General features: G+C 45.3%; 30 protein-coding genes. 9 read left to right on the top strand and 21 right to left on the bottom strand.

What is annotated here, in order from left to right; genetic code table 11:
• Positions 1-199 precede the first annotated feature (199 nt).
• The 7 genes from QUA56_RS00440 to QUA56_RS00410 all read right to left on the bottom strand — a co-directional run bounded on the left by QUA56_RS00440 (position 200) and on the right by QUA56_RS00410 (position 5632).
• On the bottom strand, positions 200-583 hold the full coding sequence (locus QUA56_RS00440; protein WP_333351855.1) for a DUF5615 family PIN-like protein: 384 nt from the start codon (positions 581-583) through the stop codon (positions 200-202).
• Positions 580-840 carry a DUF433 domain-containing protein gene (locus QUA56_RS00435; protein WP_333280738.1) on the bottom strand — a complete coding sequence of 87 codons (261 nt, stop codon included), beginning with the start codon at positions 838-840 and terminating at the stop codon, positions 580-582. The genes QUA56_RS00440 and QUA56_RS00435 overlap by 4 nt, the downstream gene beginning before the upstream one ends.
• A gap of 148 nt (positions 841-988) precedes the next feature.
• On the bottom strand, positions 989-1840 hold the full coding sequence (locus QUA56_RS00430; protein WP_333351853.1) for a DUF1822 family protein: 852 nt from the start codon (positions 1838-1840) through the stop codon (positions 989-991).
• Between the two features lie 2 nt (positions 1841-1842).
• Positions 1843-2766 (bottom strand): hypothetical protein, encoded by a 924-nt coding sequence (locus QUA56_RS00425; RefSeq protein WP_333351851.1) that lies wholly within the window; start codon positions 2764-2766, stop codon positions 1843-1845.
• 323 nt (positions 2767-3089) lie between these two features.
• Positions 3090-4367 (bottom strand): hypothetical protein, encoded by a 1278-nt coding sequence (locus QUA56_RS00420; RefSeq protein ID WP_333351849.1) that lies wholly within the window; start codon positions 4365-4367, stop codon positions 3090-3092.
• A 184-nt stretch (positions 4368-4551) separates the two neighbouring features.
• A complete protein-coding gene (locus tag QUA56_RS00415; protein WP_333351847.1) occupies positions 4552-5271 on the bottom strand; it encodes a hypothetical protein in 720 nt (239 codons plus the stop codon).
• Positions 5272-5422: 151 nt separating this feature from the next.
• Entirely contained in the window at positions 5423-5632 is a 210-nt protein-coding gene (locus QUA56_RS00410) for a CsbD family protein (RefSeq protein ID WP_333024814.1), read from the bottom strand.
• A 159-nt stretch (positions 5633-5791) separates the two neighbouring features.
• Between QUA56_RS00410 and QUA56_RS00405 the strand changes: the two genes are divergently transcribed.
• The gene (locus QUA56_RS00405) at positions 5792-5932 is read left to right on the top strand and encodes a hypothetical protein (protein WP_333351845.1); all 141 of its coding nucleotides are present in this window, start codon (positions 5792-5794) and stop codon (positions 5930-5932) included.
• A gap of 94 nt (positions 5933-6026) precedes the next feature.
• Here QUA56_RS00405 and QUA56_RS00400 read toward each other — a convergent pair whose 3' ends face one another.
• From QUA56_RS00400 to QUA56_RS00390, 3 genes are all read right to left on the bottom strand, one after another.
• Positions 6027-6854 carry a PHP domain-containing protein gene (locus tag QUA56_RS00400; protein WP_333351843.1) on the bottom strand — a complete coding sequence of 276 codons (828 nt, stop codon included), beginning with the start codon at positions 6852-6854 and terminating at the stop codon, positions 6027-6029.
• A 316-nt stretch (positions 6855-7170) separates the two neighbouring features.
• The gene (locus QUA56_RS00395; protein WP_333351841.1) at positions 7171-7452 is read right to left on the bottom strand and encodes a hypothetical protein; all 282 of its coding nucleotides are present in this window, start codon (positions 7450-7452) and stop codon (positions 7171-7173) included.
• 39 nt (positions 7453-7491) lie between these two features.
• On the bottom strand, positions 7492-7770 hold the full coding sequence (locus QUA56_RS00390) for a hypothetical protein (protein ID WP_333351839.1): 279 nt from the start codon (positions 7768-7770) through the stop codon (positions 7492-7494).
• 154 nt (positions 7771-7924) lie between these two features.
• Between QUA56_RS00390 and QUA56_RS00385 the strand changes: the two genes are divergently transcribed.
• The gene (locus QUA56_RS00385) at positions 7925-8251 is read left to right on the top strand and encodes a hypothetical protein (RefSeq protein WP_333351837.1); all 327 of its coding nucleotides are present in this window, start codon (positions 7925-7927) and stop codon (positions 8249-8251) included.
• Between the two features lie 146 nt (positions 8252-8397).
• On the opposite strand, the gene QUA56_RS00380 is transcribed toward QUA56_RS00385, so the two are convergent.
• The gene (locus QUA56_RS00380) at positions 8398-8865 is read right to left on the bottom strand and encodes a hypothetical protein (protein WP_333351835.1); all 468 of its coding nucleotides are present in this window, start codon (positions 8863-8865) and stop codon (positions 8398-8400) included.
• Positions 8866-8919: 54 nt separating this feature from the next.
• Between QUA56_RS00380 and QUA56_RS00375 the strand changes: the two genes are divergently transcribed.
• A complete protein-coding gene (locus QUA56_RS00375; RefSeq protein ID WP_333351834.1) occupies positions 8920-9540 on the top strand; it encodes a histidine phosphatase family protein in 621 nt (206 codons plus the stop codon).
• 37 nt (positions 9541-9577) lie between these two features.
• On the opposite strand, the gene QUA56_RS00370 is transcribed toward QUA56_RS00375, so the two are convergent.
• Both QUA56_RS00370 and QUA56_RS00365 read right to left on the bottom strand, forming a co-directional pair.
• A complete protein-coding gene (locus QUA56_RS00370) occupies positions 9578-10480 on the bottom strand; it encodes a HEAT repeat domain-containing protein (protein ID WP_333351832.1) in 903 nt (300 codons plus the stop codon).
• A 3-nt stretch (positions 10481-10483) separates the two neighbouring features.
• A complete protein-coding gene (locus tag QUA56_RS00365) occupies positions 10484-10957 on the bottom strand; it encodes a hypothetical protein (RefSeq protein WP_333351830.1) in 474 nt (157 codons plus the stop codon).
• Between the two features lie 139 nt (positions 10958-11096).
• Here QUA56_RS00365 and QUA56_RS00360 point away from each other — a divergent pair, with 139 nt between their 5' ends.
• The gene (locus tag QUA56_RS00360; RefSeq protein ID WP_333351828.1) at positions 11097-11480 is read left to right on the top strand and encodes a VOC family protein; all 384 of its coding nucleotides are present in this window, start codon (positions 11097-11099) and stop codon (positions 11478-11480) included.
• A 283-nt stretch (positions 11481-11763) separates the two neighbouring features.
• On the opposite strand, the gene QUA56_RS00355 is transcribed toward QUA56_RS00360, so the two are convergent.
• Positions 11764-12054 carry a hypothetical protein gene (locus QUA56_RS00355; protein ID WP_333351826.1) on the bottom strand — a complete coding sequence of 97 codons (291 nt, stop codon included), beginning with the start codon at positions 12052-12054 and terminating at the stop codon, positions 11764-11766.
• A gap of 42 nt (positions 12055-12096) precedes the next feature.
• A complete protein-coding gene (locus QUA56_RS00350) occupies positions 12097-12768 on the bottom strand; it encodes a phosphoribosyltransferase family protein (protein ID WP_333351824.1) in 672 nt (223 codons plus the stop codon).
• A gap of 192 nt (positions 12769-12960) precedes the next feature.
• Here QUA56_RS00350 and QUA56_RS00345 point away from each other — a divergent pair, with 192 nt between their 5' ends.
• The 3 genes from QUA56_RS00345 to QUA56_RS00335 all read left to right on the top strand — a co-directional run bounded on the left by QUA56_RS00345 (position 12961) and on the right by QUA56_RS00335 (position 16055).
• Positions 12961-13647 carry a uracil-DNA glycosylase gene (locus QUA56_RS00345; protein ID WP_333351822.1) on the top strand — a complete coding sequence of 229 codons (687 nt, stop codon included), beginning with the start codon at positions 12961-12963 and terminating at the stop codon, positions 13645-13647.
• 229 nt (positions 13648-13876) lie between these two features.
• Positions 13877-15145, top strand: a complete 1269-nt coding sequence (locus QUA56_RS00340; protein ID WP_333351821.1) for a DNA methyltransferase — start codon at positions 13877-13879, stop codon at positions 15143-15145.
• Positions 15138-16055, top strand: a complete 918-nt coding sequence (locus QUA56_RS00335; RefSeq protein WP_333351819.1) for a Bpu10I family restriction endonuclease — start codon at positions 15138-15140, stop codon at positions 16053-16055. The genes QUA56_RS00340 and QUA56_RS00335 overlap by 8 nt, the downstream gene beginning before the upstream one ends.
• Before the next feature lie 31 nt (positions 16056-16086).
• On the opposite strand, the gene QUA56_RS00330 is transcribed toward QUA56_RS00335, so the two are convergent.
• Genes QUA56_RS00330 through tyrS form a run of 3 tightly spaced genes read right to left on the bottom strand, consistent with a single transcriptional unit; the run spans position 16087 to position 18681 of the window.
• Positions 16087-16671 carry a hypothetical protein gene (locus tag QUA56_RS00330; RefSeq protein WP_333351817.1) on the bottom strand — a complete coding sequence of 195 codons (585 nt, stop codon included), beginning with the start codon at positions 16669-16671 and terminating at the stop codon, positions 16087-16089.
• A gap of 37 nt (positions 16672-16708) precedes the next feature.
• Positions 16709-17419, bottom strand: a complete 711-nt coding sequence (pyrF, locus tag QUA56_RS00325) for an orotidine-5'-phosphate decarboxylase (protein WP_333351815.1) — start codon at positions 17417-17419, stop codon at positions 16709-16711.
• A gap of 29 nt (positions 17420-17448) precedes the next feature.
• Entirely contained in the window at positions 17449-18681 is a 1233-nt protein-coding gene (gene tyrS, locus QUA56_RS00320; RefSeq protein ID WP_333352167.1) for a tyrosine--tRNA ligase, read from the bottom strand.
• A gap of 307 nt (positions 18682-18988) precedes the next feature.
• Here tyrS and QUA56_RS00315 point away from each other — a divergent pair, with 307 nt between their 5' ends.
• Positions 18989-20908 (top strand): transglycosylase domain-containing protein, encoded by a 1920-nt coding sequence (locus QUA56_RS00315; RefSeq protein WP_333351813.1) that lies wholly within the window; start codon positions 18989-18991, stop codon positions 20906-20908.
• A 186-nt stretch (positions 20909-21094) separates the two neighbouring features.
• On the opposite strand, the gene QUA56_RS00310 is transcribed toward QUA56_RS00315, so the two are convergent.
• On the bottom strand, positions 21095-21418 hold the full coding sequence (locus QUA56_RS00310; protein WP_006632589.1) for a DUF1825 family protein: 324 nt from the start codon (positions 21416-21418) through the stop codon (positions 21095-21097).
• A gap of 61 nt (positions 21419-21479) precedes the next feature.
• On the opposite strand from QUA56_RS00310, the gene QUA56_RS00305 reads away from it, so the two are divergent.
• Positions 21480-21689 (top strand): hypothetical protein, encoded by a 210-nt coding sequence (locus QUA56_RS00305; RefSeq protein ID WP_333351811.1) that lies wholly within the window; start codon positions 21480-21482, stop codon positions 21687-21689.
• 309 nt (positions 21690-21998) lie between these two features.
• On the opposite strand, the gene lepB is transcribed toward QUA56_RS00305, so the two are convergent.
• Together lepB and QUA56_RS00295 are read right to left on the bottom strand one after the other, a co-directional pair.
• Positions 21999-22616, bottom strand: a complete 618-nt coding sequence (lepB, locus tag QUA56_RS00300) for a signal peptidase I (RefSeq protein WP_333351809.1) — start codon at positions 22614-22616, stop codon at positions 21999-22001.
• A 314-nt stretch (positions 22617-22930) separates the two neighbouring features.
• A complete protein-coding gene (locus tag QUA56_RS00295; RefSeq protein ID WP_333351807.1) occupies positions 22931-25408 on the bottom strand; it encodes an ATP-dependent Clp protease ATP-binding subunit in 2478 nt (825 codons plus the stop codon).
• Positions 25409-25795: the final 387 nt, after the last annotated feature.

Here is a 25795-nt window from a genome sequence, read left to right as displayed (position 1 = left end):
CAGTTTGGGGAAAATTTACGCAAAATTCCAGAAAAAATTTTTCGGCGGGCTCAGAAACCGGGTTTTTGACAAAAAGACTTCGTTAGAGCGAGCAAATGCGGCCAAAAACCCGGTTTCTTTGTTTTGTAGGGTAGAGATTTTCGATTCAGTTTCGGAGATTGTCAGTAGCGATGCACCCTACACTATCTCTAGTAATTTCTTAATCAGATTCATCTTCCGATATTGCTTGATATTCCAAAAGCTGTTCCCCTCGGATAATCCACAATTTACCCGCAACTTCTGCCGCATCCAATCCGCGAATTAATATTTCTACTGCCGCTTGCAAATCTTGCGGTTTCGCTTGAGAAGGCAGACGCAGTAACACAATCCCAGAATAATCAGAAGGATTGTAGCGGAGGCGATTGCCAAACCCCCTATCCAAAGTCACCAAACATCTACCTTCTCTCCGACAGATATCAATCAACAATCCATCCGCCGTTGAAGTCAAATTTTGTTCCCGTACAGTCGCCACATCGTGGCCAGCTAAACGTAACAGCGAAACAACGCGAATGCTGCCCAAATTTTCATCAAGTTTTAACTTCACCCTGCAACTACCTTTGTTTCACCAACAGGAATTTCGACATAACAATCTCTTGCCAACTCAGCCGCATAAGCAATACAAGCCAAAATATCTTCTCGTTCAATTCCCGGATATTCCTCAAGCAATTCTTCCACAGTCATGCCGCTAGCGAGAAAGTCAAGAATCAGAGAAACCCAAATGCGATGGCCGCGAATACAAGGTTTGCCAAAGCAGATATTCGAGTCGATTGAGATGCGAGACAGTAAATTATTTTGAGTCATATCTGTTCAATGAGATATTTTCCATTGATTCATTGTAATGAATTTTAGGGTTGATTTGTGGGAACCCAGAAACCGGGTTTTTACGACAATATTTCGTTTCCACCCGCAGATGTGGCCAAAAACCCGGTTTCTTTAGTCGGTGAAATCCCTACAAATCATCACCATCTCCCCAAATCTCAGCTAACTTCTCCAACAACTCTTCAGCAATCAGATTCAGTTCCGCTTTCACCTCCTCCTCAATATCCGAAACCTTCTCACCAGGTGAAGATTTATGACTTGAAAAATATGAATCTCGATTTCCCAAACCGCCACGACTAGAACTACTTCCTGCTAAAGCCTTCCCCCCTTCATATCCCCAGTCAGATTTCTCGCTACTGTGAAAAACGCCATTTAAAATTGCAGCCATTTCAGCAATAGATTTGTGTTGCAACTTCTCCCGAACTCGTGCTTGTACGGGGTCATCTGCTGCCAAATCCGATAGCAACTCTTCAATTTCACCTTGCAACAGCGGAATTGCCAACTCAATCCGATCCAAATAATCCAACAATTCCTCAACAGGTTTGAGATTAGTTAGAGAAATTTCTTCAGTTTCATCCAGAATTTCCACAGCCGGAATAAACCCCAAAAGTTTGACTTTATCGAAAGGTTCGGCAAACCCAACTGCGACATAAGCAATGCGATTTTCCCGCACTTCCGGCAGAGAAATCGCGGTTTCTCCAAGCTGAACCGGACAGCATTCTATCTTGCCAATTCCCGGCAAAACCAAATCGGCGACATTGTGAAACATTCTGAGCACCGGATGCCAACTTTCCCCAGCATCCAAGTCAGTTTCATAGCGAAGTTCTTGCACAAAAGTATTAACTGCTAGAACAGCAAGAGTATTGCGATAAACTTGTTGATTTTTCTCAGCATTGGGTTGAGAATCTGCGAATTTTCGAGCTAACTCGCAGTCTTGTTCCTTGAAACGAATTGTGATGCAATATTCAGTAGCATTAGTCATGACTATTCCTCCTCTATTTGTTGTAATCTTTTGGCATCAATTTCGTACCCAATCTTTTGAGCTATCTCGGCCAATAGAGGGACACAGTTATTGTACCAAAGTCTGGTAACATTGTCAGGAGGAATATTCAGGTCTTTTTTGATTTGTTTAAAGGTCTGGGGCGGAGATGTTAAAATCCTTCGCTTAATCAGTTCCCAACAGTTGCAAATCGGGTATTTCCGACTACAGCAGTTACGCAATCTTTGTTCCGGGTCTTGCTCTAAATAAGCTTTTAGTTGCAGAAAACGCTCTTGTTGTTCTACATAATCGATGGGCGGTTTTGGTCGCGGATCGGGTATAATATCTTCTTTTGTTGTGGCATTTTCTTCGCTTGTAGGTTCGTCTAAATTGACAAATCTGATTTTTTTGTGTTTGCGTCGCACATCTATGCAATCACCTTTTATATTGAGGTTATACCACCGAACAAAACACTGACACACATCAGAAGGAGTGGCATTGTCAACATCAATATCGTACCTTTCTGAAAAATTTTCCAAATTTTCTGTGATGTATTTGACAGTCATTTGGAGTGCCTCATCGTAATAGGTTTGTAAACCCATATCGATGCGCTCTTTAGTCTTGCTTTTTGGCAAGTAGTCAATTAAATCGAGTAGAGATTGAATCGTTTTGAGTCGCTGGGAGTATTCAGACTCAGCAAGAGCTTGTAATATCAGGCTTTTGACCTTTGAATCGAGTTCGGTGTTCACAGGCACGTTCGGATAGCATCGGGGTAATTCGATTATCCCAGAGAAAATAGTGCTGTAACGTGCCAGCAGTAACAAAGTCAAGGAAATCGGCTTGAGTTCCCAATCCAGCCACAAGTTGAAACTTGCGGCTACAGGAACTAAGCCTGGTAAAGGTTCGACGGGGGTATCATGTCTCGTCATAGTGGAATTTTTTGGGGTTGATATATTGATGTCGCAGGTGTCGGGGGGTTTATGCAGATTGAGGGGAATTTTTTTAGTGGTGTCCCCGATGGAAGGACATCGCACCGCGCTCTTCTTCGTGTCAACTTAACGTTAAACCCATTTACAGACAACTGTTTGACGATTAAGGCCAGATCCCCCCTAGCCCCCCTTAAAAAGGGGGGGACAAGAGCTTTCAAAGTCTGTTTAAGGGGAGGAAAAGAGCATTCAAAGTCCCCCTTCTTAAGGGGGATTTAGGGGGATCTAGACTGCGATACAAACGAGAGATACAGAGGGTTTCAGTCTTAAACAGTATCCTTCATTGCATTAGAATGCCGTTCTTCCCGCCACCGAGATTCAGCTTCCGCATACCGTCGTTCTGCGGCGGCGATTTCCTCCTCGTAATGCTTGATTTTGTTACTGTATTTGTGATTCAACCACTGAATGTCATGGGCGAAACTTTCCTTCAATTTTTGTTCTTGGACTTCCATCCATTCAATTTTTAACTGAGCCACTTGTTCCGGCGAATAAGTACCAGCGGGCGGTTTATACTGTTCGGCAATTTGAGCAATATCAGCTTTAAACTTAAAATACCGCTGTTCCCGTTTCTCGTCCTGTTCTTTTTCAATTTGATGATTTTCGGTCTCATACCACCCGATTTGAAAGTCGGCTTCTACCATGTTCCAATTCTTCAATCGCCCGCTGGTATCGCCTTCGCTGACAAATTTTTCGCGACGCAGGTTTAAGACTTGCTCATAGGCGAGTTCTCGCTGTTTCATAGCAACTTCTTCGTCTATTTCGGCAATCTGATTTGCTTCCAATTGGGTGATTTCTTTAGGGAGACTATCTTCGTATTGCCCAATTAATGAGCGGGCGTGCCCCGGCATTTCAAAGGCATCATTTTGCAGGGAGGCTGCTCCCCATAACATTACCACGGGCAGGCTGGCGGCGATCGCATTTAAGACAATTCCTCCCGGCAATCCCAACCCGATGACAATCCCCAGAGACATCGCATACTCCGTGCCGCTCAATCCAATGGCTAAACCTACATCGGTAAGGGGTAGTTTATCCAAAAATTGGCCTTCCACTTTCAGAACTAATGCAGTTTGAGCTTCGTAAAATAGTTCGCCAAATTCATTTTTGGCGGGATGAGCTTGTTTTTGTTTTACTATATCCTTCAATACTTGCTGAGTGCCGTTTTTCTTGCGAGAATGCTCCATGACTTTCATCACTTTTTTATCCGCCACTACCCCCGCCGCGCCCCCGATTAACAAACTCGCTGGAATGCTCATACTTCCCAAGCGAGAAGTCAGTATTTGCGCTCCCGCACTGAAAGTAAACGCACTCATTACCCCTACCACAATATTCACTATTTTCTTGGTTTGAGGGTTGGGGGTGCGTTTCGCTAAAGGAGTTAAATCGTTAATGCGAGTTTTCGCTTTTTCTCCTTCTGCATATCGTTTTTCCCGCTGACTCATTTGGGATTTGATTTGTTTGGGGAGTAGGGCGGTCAATTCTTGGTGCAGGTATTGCCATGCTACGATGCTGGCGGCAGAATTGTGGTTGTGATTGGTGGAATTCATTGGTTTTACCTCTATTTTTTTGCTTGATAAGATAGTGTCGCTAGAGGTTGAAGATTTAGGCAGAATTTTGATAAATTGTTTGGCTATCCCTTCTATGACTCGGCGGTTGAAACCGCGTCTACACACACAAAGTCCGCCTTCGCGGACTAAGACAGGGGATATTTAAGCTATACTCTGAACCGAATTAATTTGATTTAGCCGTCATTTTTCGCGCTTTGGTAAAGGCTGCATCAATGCAAGGTGTCATCGATCGCCTAACTGCATCTTCATCTTTGCCTTCGTCTAAAACACAAATGCTCTCTTTGCCGCTCAACTCGTTACTCAAGTTTTCGTATAATTGACCTTTAGGCACGATAAAAGAGATGAGTACTCCCTGTTTTTCGATATCGTCAACTAAGGTTTTGACTCGACTAAAATCGATCGCCCGCTCCCCTTGACGCGGCTCAAAGTCATTGGCTACAATGGTTAGTATGCCGGGATTTTTGTTGGTTTGATGCTGTTGTTGAATGGCACTTTGACTCCGTTCCAATAAGGCAACAAGAGAAGTTCCCGGTTGTTTGTTGGTAATCGATCGCCCGTTGTGTTGACATTCCCCCATTAGGGTTAAACTGTTGGCAATTGAGATGGTTTTGGTGACGACGGCCCGATCGGCAAACGGAATGCTAACAGCGGTATCTCCCGGTTTATAATGTTGGCTGCTGAGTTGACAGTGCGTTTGTCGCTGCAAGGTGTAGCGATCGGCTGAAAGCGAATTATCGTCAGCGCGGTAGTGTACGATCGGTTGAGCGGCGAATTCTGGGTAAACGAACATTGCAAGGGCGATCGAGCTGACACCCACAGCAGCTACAATCGCAGGAGACTTGTACCAAACTTTCTCCGTTTCTGTTGTAAAATTAATCATCATAGGGACTTCTCCACTGCGCTTTTGAAGGGATATCGCAGGAGTCACCCAATTTTATGCACATTCCAAAAATAAATCATATCAAACCCAATTGATGACACAGGGTTTGATATGAATCGAATACTATTAGCCGGGATTTGGTATAGCGCGGTTTCTACAATTTGTCGATCGACCTTTTGGCTTTATCTGTCAGATTTTTCACAGCATCTTTAGCATCTTCTGCTGCGTGGCGGGCAGCAGCTTCCGCTTGTTTGGCTTGGCCTTCAACCTGGTCTTTTTTGTTGCCCGTGATGTTGCCGAAAATTTCCTGAGCTTTGCCTTCTAAATTTTTGCCGATCGCCTTCGCTCTGTCTTCTGTACTCATGATAAGCTCCGTTTGGCAAGTTGCTATACTAAAATTGTAAAATCAACTCGCCTGCAATTGCCTTTAACTTCATATTAATTTATATTCTGCTTGACCTCGGTCTTCTGCTGATGATTTACTTCCAGCAAACTCGTCACTCAAAAAGCCAAGGATTTTTTTTTGACAACTGTATACATCGGCAAAATCGGCAAAATTCGTCATAACTTAGATATTGCACCATTCTCAATTAGGATTTTATCAACAGGCAAGATGCCTGTTCCACAAGAAGAAAATTTATCTTTTGTGGAACGGCTTTTATGAACAGGCAAGATTCCTGTTCCACAAAAAAATTTATCTTTTGTGGAACGGGCATCTTGCCCGTTCTTGAGAATAGTGCAAAATGCGTCATAAACAACTATTTCAAACTCGCCGCAGCAACTTTAATCGGTTCCAGTAATTCTAACGGCAAATGCAGCATATTCAATTGAGTGCTATCTGCTGCTTTCCTTTCAGGATCTGGGCCGTGATAATCGCTGCCACCAGTTGCCAGCAAACCGTAGTGAAGGCACAAATCTTTCAACTTTTGGATTTGGCTGGAACTGTGGCTGGGATGGTATATTTCAACTCCCATTAAACCCGCATCTACTAATTCTTTTAAAACTTCCTCCACAGCGCCCCCGCGAAATAAATAAGGGTGAGCCCACACTGGTACTGCGCCGCAACTCTTCAGTAAATCAATGCCTTCGGCGATCGAGAATTTCTCGTAATGAACGTAAGCCGGGCCGTCATCTCCCAGCCAGCGATCGAATGCTTCCCGCGATGATTTGGCGTGACCGGCTTTTACCAGCGCAGAGGCAATGTGAGGCCGTCCCGGTGCCATTCCTGGGGATGTTTTTGGCAGTTCGATCGCGTATCCCATTGCTGCTAATTTTTCGACCATTTCCTGCGATCGGCGAAACCTTCCTTCCAGGCGATCGTTCAAAGGAACTCGCAACTTATTTGCATCGGGATAAAAACCTAAAATGTGCAGCGAACGGCCGTTGTGAACGGTACTGAGTTCGAGTCCTGGGACTATTTCTATACCGTACAAAGCCGCCGCGGCGAAGGCTTCATCCCAACCCGACATCGTATCGTGATCGGTGACGGCCAAAGCGCGAACCCCCGAAGACGCGGCGGCGGCTACGAGTTCGGCAGGGGTGAGAGTGCCGTCGGAATAAGTTGTGTGGCAGTGGAGTTCTAGCATTTTTTTCGGTAAGTTTAAGTCTGTAAAACCTGCAATTATTCCCCTCACTCATGTGAGATATATCGTCATGCGATTTTAGATTTTAGATTTTAGATTTTAGATTGGGAATTAGTGATGATATAAGGGTTGGGAGTTTGTATACTGTTGCATTTTTTTTCGTAACAGGTTTCACTGCCCGCAACATTTTTTTTATTTTTATCGTTATTTGTAATAACTTGTTGCGTTTTTAATTGGTACATTTATGTTTATTCAAACTCGGCATGACATGGGTATTCAGCCCGCCTTTTCAGTTGAATTTGGATGCAGAACAGCTTAGCTATTTGTTGATTTCTCGCATTGGGTGAAGGACACCCTCTGGCAATTTGGAAGGAATCGGCGATATTTCAATACTTTGTATGTTGTGAACTGGGATAACTACCAGTTTATCTGCCAATTCGAGAATTATCGGGTCTGCCGTCAACATTTTGTGCAGGCGAGTGCCTAAAGTTGCTTGCTCTCCTACTGTTCCCTCTGGCGCAATGAACTCGAAGTGTTGCTGTTTGCCGTTGGTATAGTGGATTGTCAGATTGATAATTCTTTCTTGGTTGGTTGCTTGCATAAATTTTTTCCCTTAACAGTCGATCGGCATTTCGCAAAATTAACAATAAATCCAAACAGGCGATCGCACCACTGTTGGAAAGCTCGTTGGAAAGCTTTTGACAAAACCGCGCTGTCGGTACGAAAGTCCGGTTGCTGCTAATTTTACCACAAAAACTGTACTGAAACTCGCCAACTTACCCAGTATACAATTGGCAGTCGCGCTGTCTTTGCTCCTTAATGCGCGAGATCCTTCGCTAGCAACATTTGGTCGATCGGGCTTTCTCTTATGCCACTTGGCAAATTGGCTCAATTCAGCCTCTGTCGCGACTTGAGTCAAAGCGCTATCAAGTCATACAGCAGAAGCATTTGAGCGCTTTGGTTGTCAAGGTGTTTCCAGGTGGGAACTGTGGAGGTTGAGATAGCGGCATTCTGCTTTCACTGCCGTTGAGTAAATTTTTATAAATTAATAACATAACATTCAGGTACAGCTTATGAAATCCACACTTTGTTTTCCCGAAACTTCTATTGAATCTAACACCGTTTCTGTTAACAATAATGCTATTGAATCTTGTATTGTTGCAGCTTGGATTGATTTAGTAGGAGGAGATTTTGATAGCTTGGGAGGAGATGATTGGCTGCCATTGTGCGGCGATATTGATGACGGCGAAATTTACCGGGAATGGTTTTTGTGGCAAGACAGCGAAGTGACTCAAGAGTGGGAAGCTTACGATCCCATTACTAATTATCGAGTTGTGGCATCTAGCCGAGAAATGATGATTTCTCAAATCGACCAAATAGAAGCTGCTAGAAAAATTTAGTCGATCGGGAGAATGTTAAATCTAGATTTTCAACTTTAATAAAAATTTTGCAAACAAACCCGGTTTCTCCCAACCCTTAAAGAAACCGGGTTTTTCAAACCAAAATTCTAGGGTTGGGTTGAGTTCCACGGGCCCAAGCTAATAATTTATGTCGCTACTGCTTTTTGTTTTTCTCGTTCTAATTTGCGCTGCTTCAAGGCGGCAAGATTTTGTTTAATCGTGTCGATCGCAAATCCAGCCTCCTGCTGTTGGTATAATTCGCTGGCACGGATTAAATCTGCAACAGCTTCGTCATCCGATCGCAAATTCGCAAAAGCCAAGCCGCGATTGTGGTACGCTTCTGCCAAGGTTGAAACCAGTTCTAAAGCGCTGGTAAATTTATCTTTGGCTTTGCGGTAATTTCCCGACTGATAAGCCTCAATTCCTTGTTGAAAATAAACGGAAGCTTTACTGCCGCTGTCGGTATCTGGAAATTCTGGGTAAGTTAAAATTGGTTCTTTAAAGAGTACAGAAATGCTGCCCTTGCCGAAGTAAGCCCAAGTCATTGTTCCAAACCCAATCCCCAGCACGAGAGCAACAATGACAGACAGAGCAATAAAATTGGTGAGTTCCATAGAGCAATATTTGTTGTATTAGAATATGATAAGTTAATTTCTAACTTCTGGAACATGGCTGAGCGGATTTACCTCAACTGGAAAAGCTTTTTCGGGTTGCTAGCTTTAGTATTGTCGATCGGCTTAATTACTGCAACTGCAACTTCTGACGCAGCAACCAACGCGCAAACTCAAGCGGGGTGGCAATTGTTGCAGCGGGGCGAGACGGGGTTGGTGGTAGCAATGCGACACGCGATCGCCCCAGGTACGGGAGATCCTGCTAACTTTAAGTTGGGTGACTGTTCCACCCAGCGCAATTTATCAGCACAAGGAAGAACTCAAGCCAAGCAAATTGGAGCCGAATTTCGCAGCCGCAACATCAAAGTTTCCAGAATTTTATCGAGTCAGTGGTGTAGGTGTTTGGAAACAGCAAAACTGATAAATTTAGGCAAAGTCGAACCTTTCCCAGCACTGAACTCGTTCTTTAGGGACAGCAGCAAAGAAGCCAGACAAACAGCCACACTCCGCAAATTAATTGTTGACAATCGAAACACGAAAGGCGCGATTGTTCTGGTAACTCATCAAGTAAATATTACCGCGATCGCTGATATTGTACCGCAAAGCGGCGAAGCTGTGATTCTCAAAGGATCTCCACAAGGTAAAATCCAAATTGTCGGACGAATTGGAGGATTTTAAGGAGGTATAAATTTACAGCAGATTGCGGTTAAAGTTTCTAACAATCGTCTAAAATTTCTCGAAGATAGGAAGATTCTTGCCGAACATCAGGTGCTTCATCCAACAAGAGACTCTCAATAATTTGGGGCTCCAGTAAACTCGAATATTGTTCGTCTAGCCTGCACAACTCAATAGCAGCAAGTACGCCCGAAATTCTTTCCTCAGACTCCGACGACATCATCCGGTTAATAGAAGCAAGCAATACATCGTTTGGTGGTGATAGAATCTCAACCAGGTTTCTCGCTGTCTGCCGTACAATCGAATGTCGATCTCCGAGACGTAAGAACATCCACTGCAATAAAATATTGTCACCCTGCGGGAATTCCTGATGCCGTAGATTTCCTAATGTTTCGAGGGCAATCGATCGCACATCCCACTCATCGTCAGCGAGGAGACAAGCCAGTATGGGAGCAACAACAGGATTATCTAAATCTCCTAATTTGGCCGCAGCATTATATCTGACATCATTGCGATCGGAAAGTGTTTTGGTAGCAGCAGCAGCCACAACATCAGGCCACTTGGACTCTAGACTGTCTCCCATCCAAAAATTATCGTCCATATAAACAGAATCTCCCATAAATTCGCCTTTGTAGTGAAGGTGAGAATGTACTACAGACGCATGGCCACTAACACGACTAAAATCCGTTGGCGGACAATCATCGGAAGAAAAACAGCCAATAAATCCCGCTTTATCCAACTTTGCACCTTTAAATAAGGTACCATTCAGACGGCAACCAAAGAACTCTACCATTGATAAGTCGAGTCCTTCTAGACTGCAATTTCTTAAGTCACAGAAACTCAGAGTGTCCTTTGGCTTGATAGGAAGCTCATGCTTTGTATCCCGCCAGTTCCTGCCCTGATACTGTGTTTTGTAAGTGCTCTCTCGCTTAATAATATCCATTGATTATTTTCCTAACTGATCTTTCCAAGAGTTTGCCCATCGAGGAATCACCGGATCGTTTCCGTTGCGGTAGTCTTTAGCCCATTGTAGCGCCTCTTCCATTTTTTCAATTTCTCCAGTAATCTTTTCTTTAGGCTCATTAGGCTCAGAGGGCAAATCTAGCAATCTTTTTTTAAAATATGAAATATATTGACGGCACTTTGTATCGTGTAAAGTGTCTTTTTTTAGGGGCTTTGACTTTTTTTCTACTCCAGCTTCAAATTGTTCCTTCATCACCATAAAAGCACAACTTCCATCTCCGTACTCTGCCTCTGCTCGATAGAGATCGTTCATAACCTCTTGAGCATCATCTATCGCCGTAGCAACTGCACGCGGAAAGCTAGATGCTGGATTCTCAATCAACCTAGAATCTGGGGTTGTTGCAGTAACTCTGAGTGTTCTAAGATTCTTTTTCTCTTGATTTCCTTTTGGATTCATCTCACTTTGAAGAGTAAAGGGATTGCAGGGAAGCAATTGATTATACCAAGACTTGCACAGTCACTCCCCTTTGAGTTCCGAAGTTTTGATATCGCAGTGAATGTTGTATAATATTACTAATTTGCCATTACCAATTTATATGAGTTTCCAATACCGCGCTGCCCTAGTGACTTTAGCAGACCTCGATCGAGAAGTTCTCGTTAAATTTTACACAAAATTTCTCGACCTAGAACCAAACCCCTACATTCCCAATACTTATGCTGAATTTCAACTCCCAGGCTTAAGACTCGGCATATTCAAACCCAAAGATTCCCACAAATCGGAATTTGCAAATCGAGCCAAAACAGGCATGAGTTTGTGTTTGGAAGTTAGCGATATCGAAACTGCGATCGCCAGAATTTGGGCTTTAGGATATCCGCCCGCCGGAGAAATCATCAAAGCTGCTCACGGTCTAGAAATCTATGCCTTCGATCCCGCCGGCAACCGCATAATTTTACATCAATCCCATGAGAATGTAGGATGATGGCTAATGATTTGTGAACTCTCGATCTTCTCTTCTCTTCCTTCGCGTCTTCGCGGTTCGTTCAAAAAAACATCTAGTTCATATCATGTCCGGTCGATTACTATAATATACGTAGGTTGGGTTGAACGAAGTGAAAACCCAACACATATGGATGTTGGGCGGAGCGAAGCGCAGGGTTCACTGCGTTCAACCCAACCTACTGCTCTATATAAGTTATGCAATTGCTTCACGACCTTCGCAATGACATTCTAAAACCCGCCTCTACAACTCAAAACAGCCTTAACTATCTCATCAGTTCAGCAAAACTATAAAAACTGATAATTAATAACAACAATGCTGTCAGATGAGTTAGTTGAAATTGAGGCCGCGGGCCGATGGATTCCCGCACCAAAATTGAAAAAGACGAACCAATTATATAACTCAAAGACAGTGCTAAATACTGCCACTGCCGTGTTACACTCCACAGCCCGAGCAAAATCATCGCCAAAGTCAACATCACCAACTCAACAAAGCGAGGCGGATTGTGCTGAGTAGACAGAATCAAAGTGTCCAACCAATATTGCCAAGGTCTCATGTTTTAGCGATCGAACTTTTGGATTTAGCCTTCTAGCTTAACCTACGATCGCCACTCAGTTTGTTGCTGCAAACACCTTAAAGCCTCCGCCGTCTCAACCTGCGGAAATTGCCCGTAAAAGCGGCTGACACTGTAAAAAGGGTCTGGGGTTTCCAAAATAATCGACTTATCGCCCATTTCGGCCAAAAATCCCATCAAATCTACCGGGGCGACAGGCGCGCAAATCCACAAAGCTGCCGGTTGCTGCGACTGCAAAGCCAGCGCCGCCACAGCCATCGTCATCCCCGTAGCAATGCCATCGTCCACCAAAATCGCCAAAGCCCCCCCCGCGCTGACATTGGGGCGTCCCGGAGATAAATCCGCCAGCAGAGATTGAGCATTATTTTGAGCCAGGGGCAGTGCTAATTTTTGCAAGCGCAAATTGTGCTGCTTTTGCTTTTGCCAGAGAACATGGCCGTCAGCAGTTGCAGCCCCGATCGCCAATTCTAAATTATCTGGGCGAGTAATTTTTTTGGCGACAACCACATCCAAAGGACAGCCCAAGCGGCGCGCCACCGGCACCGCAACGGGCAAACCTCCGCGCGGCAAGGCGTAAACAATCGGTTTAACAGCCTCCTGTGCCGTTAAATTCAACTTGCCGAGCTCGCCCAGAACTGCCTCGGCCAGTTTTTCGCCTGCATCGGCGCGATCGTCAAAAAACGGGTTAGAGAACATATTTTTGCCTGTACGAGCTCAACGAAATAATGTGAGACTTGCGAGTATTAATTTGAGATTGTACGCGCGAGCGTAGCTATCCCGTAGGGAATCGACAGCATCGCATACAAGCTTCTAGCCAATCTCAAATCACCAAACCCGATCTAAACTATAAACTCTAGACTCAAAAAAATCTCCCTAATTGTAAAATGTATGTCCAGCGACTTGCAACTGAGCCTTTTTGACAACAATCAAAGTGCCACTTTCCAAACTGACTCAATACCAGCAAATGCCAAAATTCCGATTCCTCCCGGCACTTATCAAAATATGGAACAAATCGGCGAGCACTGCAACCGCTGTCACCGCTGCGAATTGGGCAATACGCGCACTCACGCTGTCATCGGGCGCGGCAATCCTCAAGCCTCAATTTTGATTGTGGGAGAAGCGCCCGGACAAAACGAAGACGAAACCGGATTGCCCTTCGTCGGGCGATCGGGCCAACTGTTAGATAAGATTTTAGAATCCGTGGGATTGAGTGCAGAAACCGACGTATTTATTGCCAACGTCATCAAGTGTCGCCCTCCCAACAACCGCCCTCCGACAGCAAAAGAAATCGAAGCTTGCAAACCTTACTTGCTAGAACAAATTCGCATCTTAGACCCCAAAATTATTTTATTAACCGGTGCAACAGCCCTCAAAGGTTTGCTAAACGACAAGCGGCCGATAAGTAAAATCAGAGGTCAGTGGATTGAATGGGAAAATCGTTTGTGTATGCCAATTTTTCACCCATCGTACTTGCTGCGAAATCCCTCCCGCGAACCGGAAACTCCGAAATGGTTTATGTGGCAAGATATGCAGGCTATCAAGGCTAAATTGGATGAATTAAAAGAGCAATTGTAATGTAATGAATTTTTCTTGTTGATTTGTCGGATCAGGTTTCACCAACAATCTCTGATTTTTACCCACAATCTTAAAACCCGCCCCAACCATCGAAAAATTATAATTAATTTTCATTTGCAATTTGTAGCGGGCGGGTTTCACCAACAATCTCTGATTTTTACCTGCCATCTACAAAACAAGTTCCCGCTTTCCATTCACAAATTCACGCCCCGCAGTAAAAATCCGAATTATGGTTGTCTCTAGTATTTTTAGTGAAACTCCTATCAATAGACAAGAAATTGCTCAAGAACTATTAGACATTGAAGATAAGCAACGTACTAATCCACTTCCTTGGAAAGGGCAATTTTCACCCCAGTTCATCGAAACTTTGATTGATAAATATGCTAATAAAAATAGTGTGATTTTTGATCCATTTTTAGGTAGTGGAACAGTTTTATATGAGGCAGGAAGATTCGGACTGGAAGCCTGCGGAACAGAAATCAACCCAGCAGGTTTAATCCTAGCTAACACTTATAAATTCATCACTCTTTCACCAATAAAGCGTGAAAAATGTATCAATTGTTTTCTCGCTCAACTAAAAACAGAGATATGGGAGAGAATGCCACTCTTCCAAACAATACAAAAAGAACTTACACCCAATGATTTAATAGATAAAATTGTAGACGTAGCCGTTGATGATGAAGAAAAGTTCCTTAATATTCTAAATGAAGTATTAGTGATATTGCTCGACTTAGAAAACAAAAAACTTACCAAATCAAGAGTTTTTACAATTGCGACAAATATCGCTACTTTTGTCCTTAAACTACCCTATAGTAAAAAGCAGATAAATGCCTACAATGCCGATGCAAGACACGTTCCCTTACAAAACTCCAGCGTCAATCTTGTGATTACCTCCCCCCCTTATATCAATGTATTTAACTATCATCAGCAGTATCGCGGTTCTACTGAAGCACTAAACTGGAAAATTTTAGAGGTGGCAAAATCAGAGTTTGGTTCTAATCGCAAGCATAGAAGTAATAGATTTCTAACTGTCATTCAATATTGCTTAGACATCGCCTATACTTTGCAAGAATTGTTAAGAATATGCAGCCCTAACAGTAGAATGATATTTGTAGTAGGTAAAGAATCAAATATTAGAGGAACGCCTTTTTTAAACGGGGAGTTAGTTGCAGAAGTTGCTTGTCAAGTATTGGGAATTAGCTTAGATATCCGTCAAGAAAGAAGTTTTCTAAATCGTTATGGAAAAATTATCAAAGAAGATATACTACACTTTACAAAAAGAGAAGACTTACAGTATTATTTTGCCATACATCAAGCCAGAACTCTTTCTATAGAAGCTTTAATATCGGCTTATTCCGTAGCGAATGAACAAGTAAAATATGAAATCAAGGATGCTATCGATAAGGTGGCCACAGTACAGCCCTCACCTTATTTCGATCTGCATCGTTCACGGAAAACCATTGAAATACTCAACCCAAAAGAAGAAAATTATGTTTAATTTAGCTCAACCACATGGGGACAAACTAGCAGCATTACTTGATAACGAGAAATTACCTCCTACAGATAAACGGCGTGTTAATCAAGCAATCGAACACTATAAAAAATGGTTGGAAACGCTTAAAAACATCAGGGGGGACGATCTGACAGTTGTTTCAGAGATGGTATCCCATCTAACCTCCTATAAGCGATACATTGACGTTGAACTAATTTTTGACAGTGACAATGATTTTTTGTACCGTCAAAAAGGGCAATTAAAACTTGACAACTCAATTATTGAAGAATTTATACCTATCTTAGTTACAACCGTATTTGCAGATTCATTAAAGGACAAAGAATTATCCTTTGGCCCAACACAGTGTTTTTCATCACTACGATTTGAGTCAAGTTTAAAACTCAGTCCAAAAGGCGGTGGGATGAGTATTCGAGCCAAGGATCAAGATTTTGCGATTAGTAGAAAAATATTTCTAAAAGCCTCTCATAACCAAGATTTTAAGGAGACTACCTCCCGCGAGGCAAATATTGCTTATGTTGCGGCTGAGTGTAAAACAAATCTTGATAAAACCATGTTTCAAGAGGGCGCAGCAACTGCCCTGGATGTAAAATTGAGTGTACCAGGAGCCAAGTATTTCTTGCTATGTGAGTGGCTTGATATGTCGCCGATTAGCTCATCACTCACAGCTATTGATGAGATACTAATTCTGAGAAAAGCAAAACGCTTATCGTCTAATATAAGAAGTGCTTTTAGTACAGTAGAGGGAAGAAAGAAAAATCGAGATTATTTTGTAAGCCATCTCGATAACAACCCCTTTGCACCGGAAGTTTTTATGAGATTTTTAAGTGAGATTGAAGGGATGATTGGTAAAGATGAACTAGACGAAGATGACGTGCTGTCAAGAGGCTATTTTTAAATGTAAAAAAAATCATCTGAACCAGCGAAAGTTATGGCTTTGCCTGACAATCTCGCAGCCACAAACGAATTGCCTCAGCAATTTCGCTTTGATCGCTATCTTGTCCGAATAAAGGACGAACATCCGCCACCGTACCATACCTAGAAACAATTTTTACTAACTCCCATCCGTTCTCCGTTTTACTTAGAAACAGCCAGTGATACTGCTGAATCTCAACTCGTTTTCCCCCGCGATACTGCCGTTCCAAAGTCGTAATGAAAACTTGACTGGCATTTTCAGGAAGTGCATCCCCAGAATTTAAAGGTAACGGTTCAAACTCCGGGCGACCGGCTAAAATTATTTGAGGCAGCGCGTAACCGGGCGGTGTGTTTTTGTTAGGAGAAAAGTGCGATCGCACAATTACGCGATTAGCATAACTAGGCAAATCTTGCAACAGGCGATCGACCAGAGTTTCTAAATCAGCAGGACAGGGCGATCTGGCTAACAAACCATACCGACTTGCATTGATACTGTTAGCATGATTTGTCACCAAATTAACTGCCAAAGTCGGAGTTGCAACCGCAGATATCAGCAGATAAACACAGATGAACGCAGATAAAATTCCATCGGCGTTCATCGGCGTTGATCTGCGGTTAAAAAAAACATTTCTATTGTTACTCCAACTCTTCACAAATACGCGCAAAAGCCGCCACCGGATCGGGTGCAGCAGTAATCGGCCGCCCAATCACCAGATAATCCGCACCAGCTTTCAAAGCTGCCTTTGGAGTCATCGCTCTTTTTTGATCGCCCCCATCGGCCCATTTCGGACGCACACCGGGACAAACTAACAGAAAATCATCCCCGCAACTCATTCTTAACTGTTCCACTTCTTGCGGAGAACAAACAGCCCCAGCTAAACCCGTTTCCTTAGCCAACAATGCCATGTGCAAAGCAAATTCCGGCAACTCCAAAGGTATTTTCAACTCAAAAGCCAACTGTCGCGAATTCAAACTCGTCAATAGAGTAATTGCAATCAACTTAGGAGTCGGTCGATCGACAGCCGCCGCCCCTTCAGTCAAAGCCAACTGTGCCGCTTTCAAAGCATCTTTACCACAAGTAGAATGGATAGTCAATAAATCCACATTGTACTTAGCAGCAGCCCGACAAGCACCAGCCACAGTATTCGGGATATCGTGAAACTTCAAATCGAGAAAAATCCGCTTTTCCCGCTGTTTTAAAATTTCCAAAATCCCCGGCCCGGAACTCACAAACAGTTCCAAACCCACTTTCCAGAAAGATACATCAGGCAGTTTGTCAAGAAGGGCGATCGCATCTTCTTGACTCGAAACATCCAAAGCAACAATAATTCGATTATCAGCGTTCATCTGCGTTTATCGGCGGTAAAAAAATAGACTCAAGACACCAATCGAACAAACTTATTTTTGCCCACTTGCAAAACCTTACCGCATAAATCAACAGGTGATTCAAAAGTGAGGTTAACATCAGAAACCCGATCGCCCTCCAACTTCACCCCGCCGCCCTGCATCAACTTCCGCGCATCACCGCTGCTTTTGCAAAGTCCGCTAGCACTCAGAATATAAAACAACTTAGCCGGAAACTGCACGTTTGCCAAAGAAAACTCGGGCACAGCATCCGCTTGTCCCGCAGCACCTTTAACCAGCGCCATTGCATCTTGTTGTGCGCGATCGGCTGCTTCCTTCCCGCAATACTGACTTACCACATCGACCGCCAAAAGCTTCTGTTTTTCTCGCGGATTTTCTGGCAATTCATCAAGCGGCAAATCTGTCAATAGTTCAAAATACTGGGCGATCGAACTATCGGCAATTTTCTCCAACTTAGAATACATCGTCAGCGGGTCTTCCGACAAACCTACATAATTTCCCAAAGATTTCGACATCTTCTGTACGCCGTCAGTCCCGATCAAAATCGGCATCAGCAAACCAAACTGCGGTTTCATCCCAAAATGTCGCTGCAAATCTCTCCCCACCGCAATATTAAACTTTTGGTCGGTTCCCCCCAACTCCACATCCGCTTCCAAAGCCACCGAATCGTAACCCTGCATTAGTGGATACAGAAACTCGTGCAGATAAATTGCATTTTCCTGCTGCATCCGATTATCAAATCCCTCTTTAGCGAGCATTTGCTGCACCGTCATCGTCCCCAGCAGTTCCAAAATCTTCGCCAAGTCCAATTTCGACAACCACTCGGAGTTGTAGCGAATTTCCAAACGTCCGGGTGTGTCAAAATCTAAAATGGGACGCACTTGGTCTAAATAAGTCTTGGCATTTTCCGCCACTTGTTCGGCCGTCAACTGGCTTCGCATCTCCGACTTCCCTGTCGGATCGCCAATTCTTGCGGTAAAATCTCCGATGAGCAGTACGGCTGTGTGACCGGCATCCTGAAATGCTCGCAGCTTGCGGACGCAAATGCTGTGTCCCAAGTGAATGTCACTGCCTGTCGGGTCAATTCCGAGTTTGACGCGCAACGGTCGATCGACTTTTGCCAGCAATTGGGCTAAATTTTCGTCAGGGTTGCTAGAATCAGGTCGATCGGGAAAAATCTCGCTGACGCCGCGGTAAATTCCAGAAAAGTTAGGAGAAATCATAGGGGAGCGATCGTCCATCATATTTTGCCAAAGTGCAGCAGAATTAGTTACACTCACTGGTTGACGCATAAAAACATAACTATGAAGCTACTATAATCCCAAAGCTGACCGGCTTTCATTAGCTGACCCCGCCCAAAAACGGATACCAGCCCCCGACAACAGTCGTGGAGATCCCCAAATTTTAGACTCTTGTTCAAACTCCCAGATTCATCTGTGGAATAAATCTAAAATCTAAAATCTAAAATCTAAAATCGACTGACAGTCTCTAGGGTTCGCATCTAAAATTAAAAGTCTTAAGCCCCACATCGATTGAGGAAGTGAAATCCACGTGTCAACCAACGCAGTCCGCAAAAATACGGAAAACTCAGCCCCTGTATTCGAGTTTGTTCAGTCAGTCAGTAAAGTGACCGCCGGAACCATACTCAGCATGACAATGCTTGCCAGTTCCGTAGTAGCAGGCGGACTGGTTGGCTTAGCGATCAGCTTCCGCAATTTGCCAGATGTTCGCATCTTGCAAACCTACTCTCCCACAGAAACTACCCACATTTACGACATCAACGGCAAGCCCCTAGCCAGCATCCACGACGAAGCCAACCGGGATGTCGTACCCCTTGACAAAATCTCCCCGAACCTAAAACGGGCTGTTCTGGCGATCGAAGATAGCAACTTCTTCACCCACAAAGGCATCAACCCCGGCGGGATAGCCCGAGCTCTCATAGTCAACCTAGAAAAAGGTAGAACCGTTGAAGGCGGCTCGACGATGACTATGCAGCTAGTCAAAAACCTATTTCTATCTCCCCAGTCAAAATTTAGCCGCAAGATAGCTGAAGCGGTAATGTCTATCCGCTTGGAGCAAATTCTCAACAAAGACCAAATTCTGCAACTGTACCTGAATCAAATCTACTTAGGTCACAACTTGTACGGCGTAGAGACAGCCTCTCGCAGCTATTTCAACAAGTCAGCAGATAGTTTGACTCTTTCAGAAGCAGCGATGCTGGCCGGCTTAATTTCCGCCCCCGAAGAATACAGTCCTTTCGTCAATTACAAGTTGGCAAAAGAGCGGCAGGAAAGAGTTTTAACCCGGATGGAGGATCTCAAATGGATTACGCCCGCCCAAAAGGTTGCCGCCAGCAAACAAAAAATTAAGCTAGGCCAAATTACCTCTTTTGGCACCTCTCAAGTTCCTTACGTAACACAAGCCGTAGTCCAAGAGCTAACTAGGCGTTTCGGGCGAGATGCCGTGCTCAAGGGAGGAATGCGCGTTCAAACCACGATCGACCTCAAAATGCAGCGCATAGCCGAAGAAACCGTCAAAGCGTGGCACGATCGGCTTTACTACCAAGGGCTGTTTTACGATCGCGACCAAGGTCAAATTGCCCTAGCCGCCGTCGATCCCCGCACCCACTTCGTCAAAGCAATGGTTGGGGGCGTCGATTACAAAAAGAGTCAGTTCAACCGCGCCATTCAAGCACGCCGCCAGCCCGGATCTTCTTTTAAGCCTTTTATCTACTACGCTGCCTTTGCTAGCGGCAAATACAGCCCCGATTCAGTTGTCTACGACTCCCCGGTCGGCTACCGCGACGGCGACGGCTACTACTACCCTCAAAACTACGGCGGCGGCTTCTCCGGTGCCGTCACCATCCGCAGAGCATTGGAAGTATCGCTGAACATTCCCGCCGTCAAGCTCGGTCAAGAAGTCGGATTGAATAAAGTGATTGAGATTTGCCGGGTGCTCGGCATCAGAAGTCCGATGGAACCGGTGATTTCTTTGCCCTTGGGTGCAGTTGACCTGACTCCTTTAGAAATGGCCGGAGCTTTTGCTACCTTCGCGAATAACGGCTGGCATTCTGACACCACGTTTATCGTGCAAGTCACTGACAGCAGCGGCAACGTCTTGCTCGACAATACGCCCAAACCCAAATTAGTTCTCAATTCCTGGGCTGCTGCATCTGTCAACAGTGCCCTCCAAGGGGTGATTAACAACGGAACCGCAAGGGCGGCCCAACTTGGGCGACCGGCGGCTGGGAAAACTGGTACAACTTCCTCAGAACGGGATATCTGGTTTGTGGGTTACGTACCGCAGTTGTCGGTGGCTGTTTGGATGGGCAATGACGATTACACACCGATGAGCTACGGTGCTACTGGCGGTACTATTGTCGCCCCTGTTTGGCGCGATTTTATGAGCCAAGCTTTGCAGGGCGTTCCCGCAGAAAGTTTCAAACCTGCTTCAAATTTTGAGCGGCCTTAATTATCAGTCAGTTGTCAGTTGTCAGTTGTCAGTTGACTGTTGACTGTTGGCAGTTGGCAGTTGGTGTTTGACAGTTGACAATTACCCATTATTTCTCCTCTGACTTCTGGCTTCTGGCTCACACTCGATAATTAATCCGTGTATCCGTGTCAAAATCCGTGTTGTGCCTTCCTTTTTTCTCCGATCTTACGATTGTTTTTCCAGCTCAGATTTCATCCGCTCTAGGGTTGAGTTCATTTGCTCAAACATCTGCTGGGGCGTGATGCCAAATTGATTGAGCTGTGTTTTTAACTGCTCTACAGTCATCTGAGCCATGAAGTCCTCAGACAGCTCAAAGCGCTTCATAAAAATACGGTAGCGCTCCATCATTGATTCCATCTGAGCGATGAACATTTTCTTGCCTTCGCGATCGAATTTGCCGTAATTGCCGCCTAGTTTGATGAGAGATTGATAGTCTTCAAACAACAGCTTGGCTTCTTGCTGAACAATTTCTGAATCAAAAAATCCCATAGCTTTCCTAATTTTTTAATATTTAACTAATTTCGATCGAGGCGAGAACTCCCGCTGCTATTTGTACTATTTTATCAGTTGCCGGAGGAAGTCCCTACCCCTCAAGGCACAAGAATCAGTAGAAATTTCCGTACAGGATAAGGCATGGGAATGGGGCATTGGGAATGGGGCATTGGGAATGGGGCATTGGGAATGGGGCATTGGGAATGGAGCTTGCGATGACAACAGTCAACTGACAACAGTCAACTGTCAACCATTGGTAACAAGTTAAGCTGAGAAAGCATTTGTCAATCAGCAAATTATGCTCAACATTTACTCGGATTTTGGGCCGAAAACTGAGATTTGGGCGATCGTGCGATCGTGCCGAGGGTGATATTTATACCTACTCCCTCTCAAATCGTGAATTTTCCACTCCTAAAAAAGCAGTTTTTTTGAGTAATATTACTGATTGACAAATGCAATTAAGTCTTAACTTGTCAACTGACAACTGTCAACTGACAACTGTCAACTGTCAACTGACAACTGTCAACTGACAACTGTCAACTGACAACGGTCAACTGTCAACTGACAACTGACTTCTTCAAACTTCCCCGATGCGTTCTAGAGGCCAAAACCGCACTACAGCGCGGCCGATGATATTCTGCTTAGGTAAAAATCCCCACCTGCTGGAGTCGTTGCTGTTGTTGCGGTTGTCTCCCATCACGAAGTATTGATTTTCCGGGACGCGATAAGGCCCCCACTGGTATTTAGGAGGTTCGGCAATATATTTTTCGACGATTGGTTTGTCATTGAGGTAGACTAAACCTTTTTTAACAGCGACGGTTTGACCCGGTAAGCCAATTATCCGCTTGATGAATGCTTGGTCTTGGGTAAAGCCTTGTTCTTGCAACTTTTCGGGCGGGGCAAATACTATGATGTCGCCAGTTTTTGGAGGTTCGAGGTAGTAGGAGATTTTTTCGACTACGACGCGATCGCCCACGTGGAGAGTTGGTACCATAGAATCTGAGGGGATGAAGCGCGGTTCGGCGACCAACGCTCGAATAACTATTGCTAAACTCAAAGCAATAATTACTATTTGAAGATTTTCTCGCTGCGACTTCCAGGCTTTCTGCCACCAGGTTCTTGTGATGAGCGAAGTCGAAGTATCAGCCGGATTTTCTGCTACTTCTGTACCCAATTTTTTTTTTTCAGATGTCATTTATTTCTCCACTATATAGTTCTTGCTAATTATCTAATTGCCGTTGAAGTAGCTCGCTCTAATTAAACGTAAAACTTTGTTGGGGTATTCAGAAACCCGGAAGGGCGAACACGGGGGCGCCGCCCTACAGAAACCGAGTCGATCGGTCTAATATTTTTTGAGACGAAGATACTTAGAAAAGTGTAGTGCATTCTCTTGATTTTAACTCATAAAAAAGGCAGAGAATTAAAATTCTCTACCTTTTTTTATGTGAGGATTTTGAGTTGTTTGCGGCTGCAAAATTTGTTATTTCAAAACTTCACACGCCTTGGCACTTACTCAGCACCTTGGGGTAGCAATTCCCGCTTTTGACCTTGCAGCACCTTAACAACTCCATCCTCGCCCACATCCACAAGGGCGATGTCGCCGTCTTTGATGCGGCCAGAAAGGATTTCCTCAGCCAAGCTGTCTTCCAGCAACCGCATAATGGCGCGACGCAGGGGTCTGGCTCCGTAGCTGGGGTTGTAGCCTTCTTCTATCAGCCTTTCTTTGAATTTTTCGGTCACTTCCAGCGTGATTCCCTGTTCTGTCAAGCGGCCGAATACTTCTTTGAGCATAATGACGGCGATTTCCTTGACTTCTTCTCTGTTCAACTGGCGGAAGACGATAATTTCGTCGAGCCGGTTGAGGAATTCTGGGCGGAAGTAGTTTTTGAGTTCTTCGTTAACCAAGGAGCGAATGCGGTTGTAATTTGCATCGGTTTGGTTTTCGCTGAACTCGAAGCCGAGGCCGCCGCCGCCTGTTGCGATGACCTTAGAACCAATGTTTGATGTCATGATCAGCAGCGTGTTTTTGAAGTCCACGGTGCGACCTTTGGCATCGGTTAAGCGGCCGTCTTCCAATATTTGCAGGAGCATATTGAAGACATCGGGGTGGGCTTTTTCGATTTCGTCGAACAGCACGACGGTATAAGGACGGCGGCGCACTGCTTCTGTGAGTTGGCCGCCTTCGTTGTAGCCGACGTAGCCCGGAGGAGAACCGATGAGTTTGGAGACGGTGTGACGTTCCATGTATTCGGACATATCCAGCCGAATCATGGCGTCTTCTGAACCGAAGAAGTAGCCGGCTAGGGCTTTGGTGAGTTCGGTTTTGCCGACGCCGGTGGGCCCGGAGAAGATGAAACTGGCGATCGGGCGATTGGGATTTTTCAAGCCGACGCGGGCGCGGCGGATGGCGCGGGAAACGGCTTTGACTGCTTCTTCCTGTCCGATCAAGCGCTGGTGCAGCGTGTCTTCCATGTGCAGCAGCTTTTCGGATTCAGATTCGGTCAGTTTGTTGACCGGGACGCCCGTCCAGCTTGCCACGATTTGGGCGATATCTTCTTCAGTAACTACTGGCGATGGGTCGGTTTCGCCGGTGCGGGCCGAGTCGGTTTTTTTGGCTTGGGAAATAGCGCGAATTTCGGCTTTGATGGTCATTTCCCGATCGCGCAAATCTCCGGCTTTGTCAAAGTCTTGAGAACGCACCGCTTCGTCTTTATCTTTCAGGACTTGGCGCAGTTCTTTGTCAAGTTCTTTGGCGGCAGGGGGCAGTTGCGAGTTGATCAGGCGGACTCTCGAACCTGCTTCGTCTACTAGGTCAATTGCTTTGTCTGGTAGGAAGCGATCGGAGATGTAACGGTGAGATAGTTTGGCTGCGGCTTCCAGGGCCGTGTCCAAGATTTTCAGCTTGTGGTGCTGTTCGTAGCGTTCCCGCAGACCGAAGAGAATTTCGATCGTCTCATCAACGGTGGGTTCGCCGACCATAACGGGCTGGAAGCGCCGCTCTAGGGCTGCATCGCGCTCGATGTGTTTGCGGTACTCGTCGAGGGTGGTAGCGCCGATACACTGGAGTTCGCCTCTTGCCAGAGCCGGCTTGAGGATGTTCGCTGCGTCGATCGCGCCTTCAGCAGCACCTGCACCGATCAAAGTGTGCACTTCGTCAATCACCAAAATGACGTTACCCGCAGTGCGGATTTCGTCCATGATTTTTTTGAGGCGTTCTTCAAATTCGCCCCGGTATTTAGTGCCGGCGACGAGCAAGCCGATGTCGAGGGTAACGACGCGCTTTTCTTCGAGGATGTCTGGGATGTCGTTGTTAGCGATGCGTTGGGCCAGACCTTCGGCGATCGCGGTTTTGCCGACTCCGGGTTCGCCGATTAGCACCGGGTTATTTTTGGTGCGGCGACCGAGGATTTGAATTACCCGTTCGATTTCTTTTTGCCGTCCGACTACTGGGTCTAGTTTGCCATCGACCGCCATTTGAGTCAGGTTGGCACCGAACTCGTCGAGGGTTGGGGTTTTGGTGCGGGCCCCGCCGCCAGTGGCTGCGACTTCTGCGGTTTCTCCCAGCATCCGAATGACTTGGGTGCGGACTTTCGACAAGTCTACTCCCAGATTTTCTAAGACTCTGGCCGCTACTCCTTCACCTTCGCGGATCAGGCCTAGCAGCAGGTGCTCGGTGCCGATATAGTTGTGTCCGAGTTGGCGAGCTTCTTCGAGGGATAGTTCTAGAACCCGCTTGGCGCGGGGGGTGAACGGAATTTCTACTGCTACGAAGCCGGAACCGCGGCCGATGATTTTTTCAACTTCAATCCGAGCGTCTTTGAGGTTGACCCCCATTGATTTCAGGACTTTAGCTGCAACCCCGGTTCCTTCACCGATCAGACCCAGGAGGATCTGTTCTGTCCCTACGAAGTTGTGACCCAGGCGGCGAGCTTCTTCCTGGGCCAACATGATTACTTTTATTGCTTTTTCTGTGAAGCGTTCAAACATGATTTATTCCCATCACCTGCTGCTATGTGCCCGTTTCGAGGTCACGCTCGCAATTAAGGAGCGTTTGTGTTCTCGTAGGGACAAGACATTGCCGTGTCCCTACTCGTACTGCTTATTCTAGCGCGACACTCCCAACCGATCTGCCGCACTCGGCTGCGGTTGCAGATTCCAGGCTCATGTTGCAGGGTGGCTTTCAACTGGGAAGACCCAAATGGTGGCTGACCTACAACCTCCCCTAGACTGCAAGAAGATTGCTCTTCTCGGCCTGTGCCCAACCTACGACTACGTATTGATGGATTCTAGCACAATCTTTTTGGCTCTCATGCAGGTGCAAAATTGATATTTCTCGAAGTGTCGGGCCGTTTTTTTACAAAAGTTATTGGTTAG

This window comes from Microcoleus sp. N3A4, assembly GCF_036701805.1.
In the GTDB taxonomy this organism is placed as follows: Bacteria; Cyanobacteriota; Cyanobacteriia; order Cyanobacteriales; family Microcoleaceae; genus Microcoleus.
Note: the sequence above shows the minus strand (reverse complement) of the source record. Positions and strands in the feature narration are given on the sequence as shown.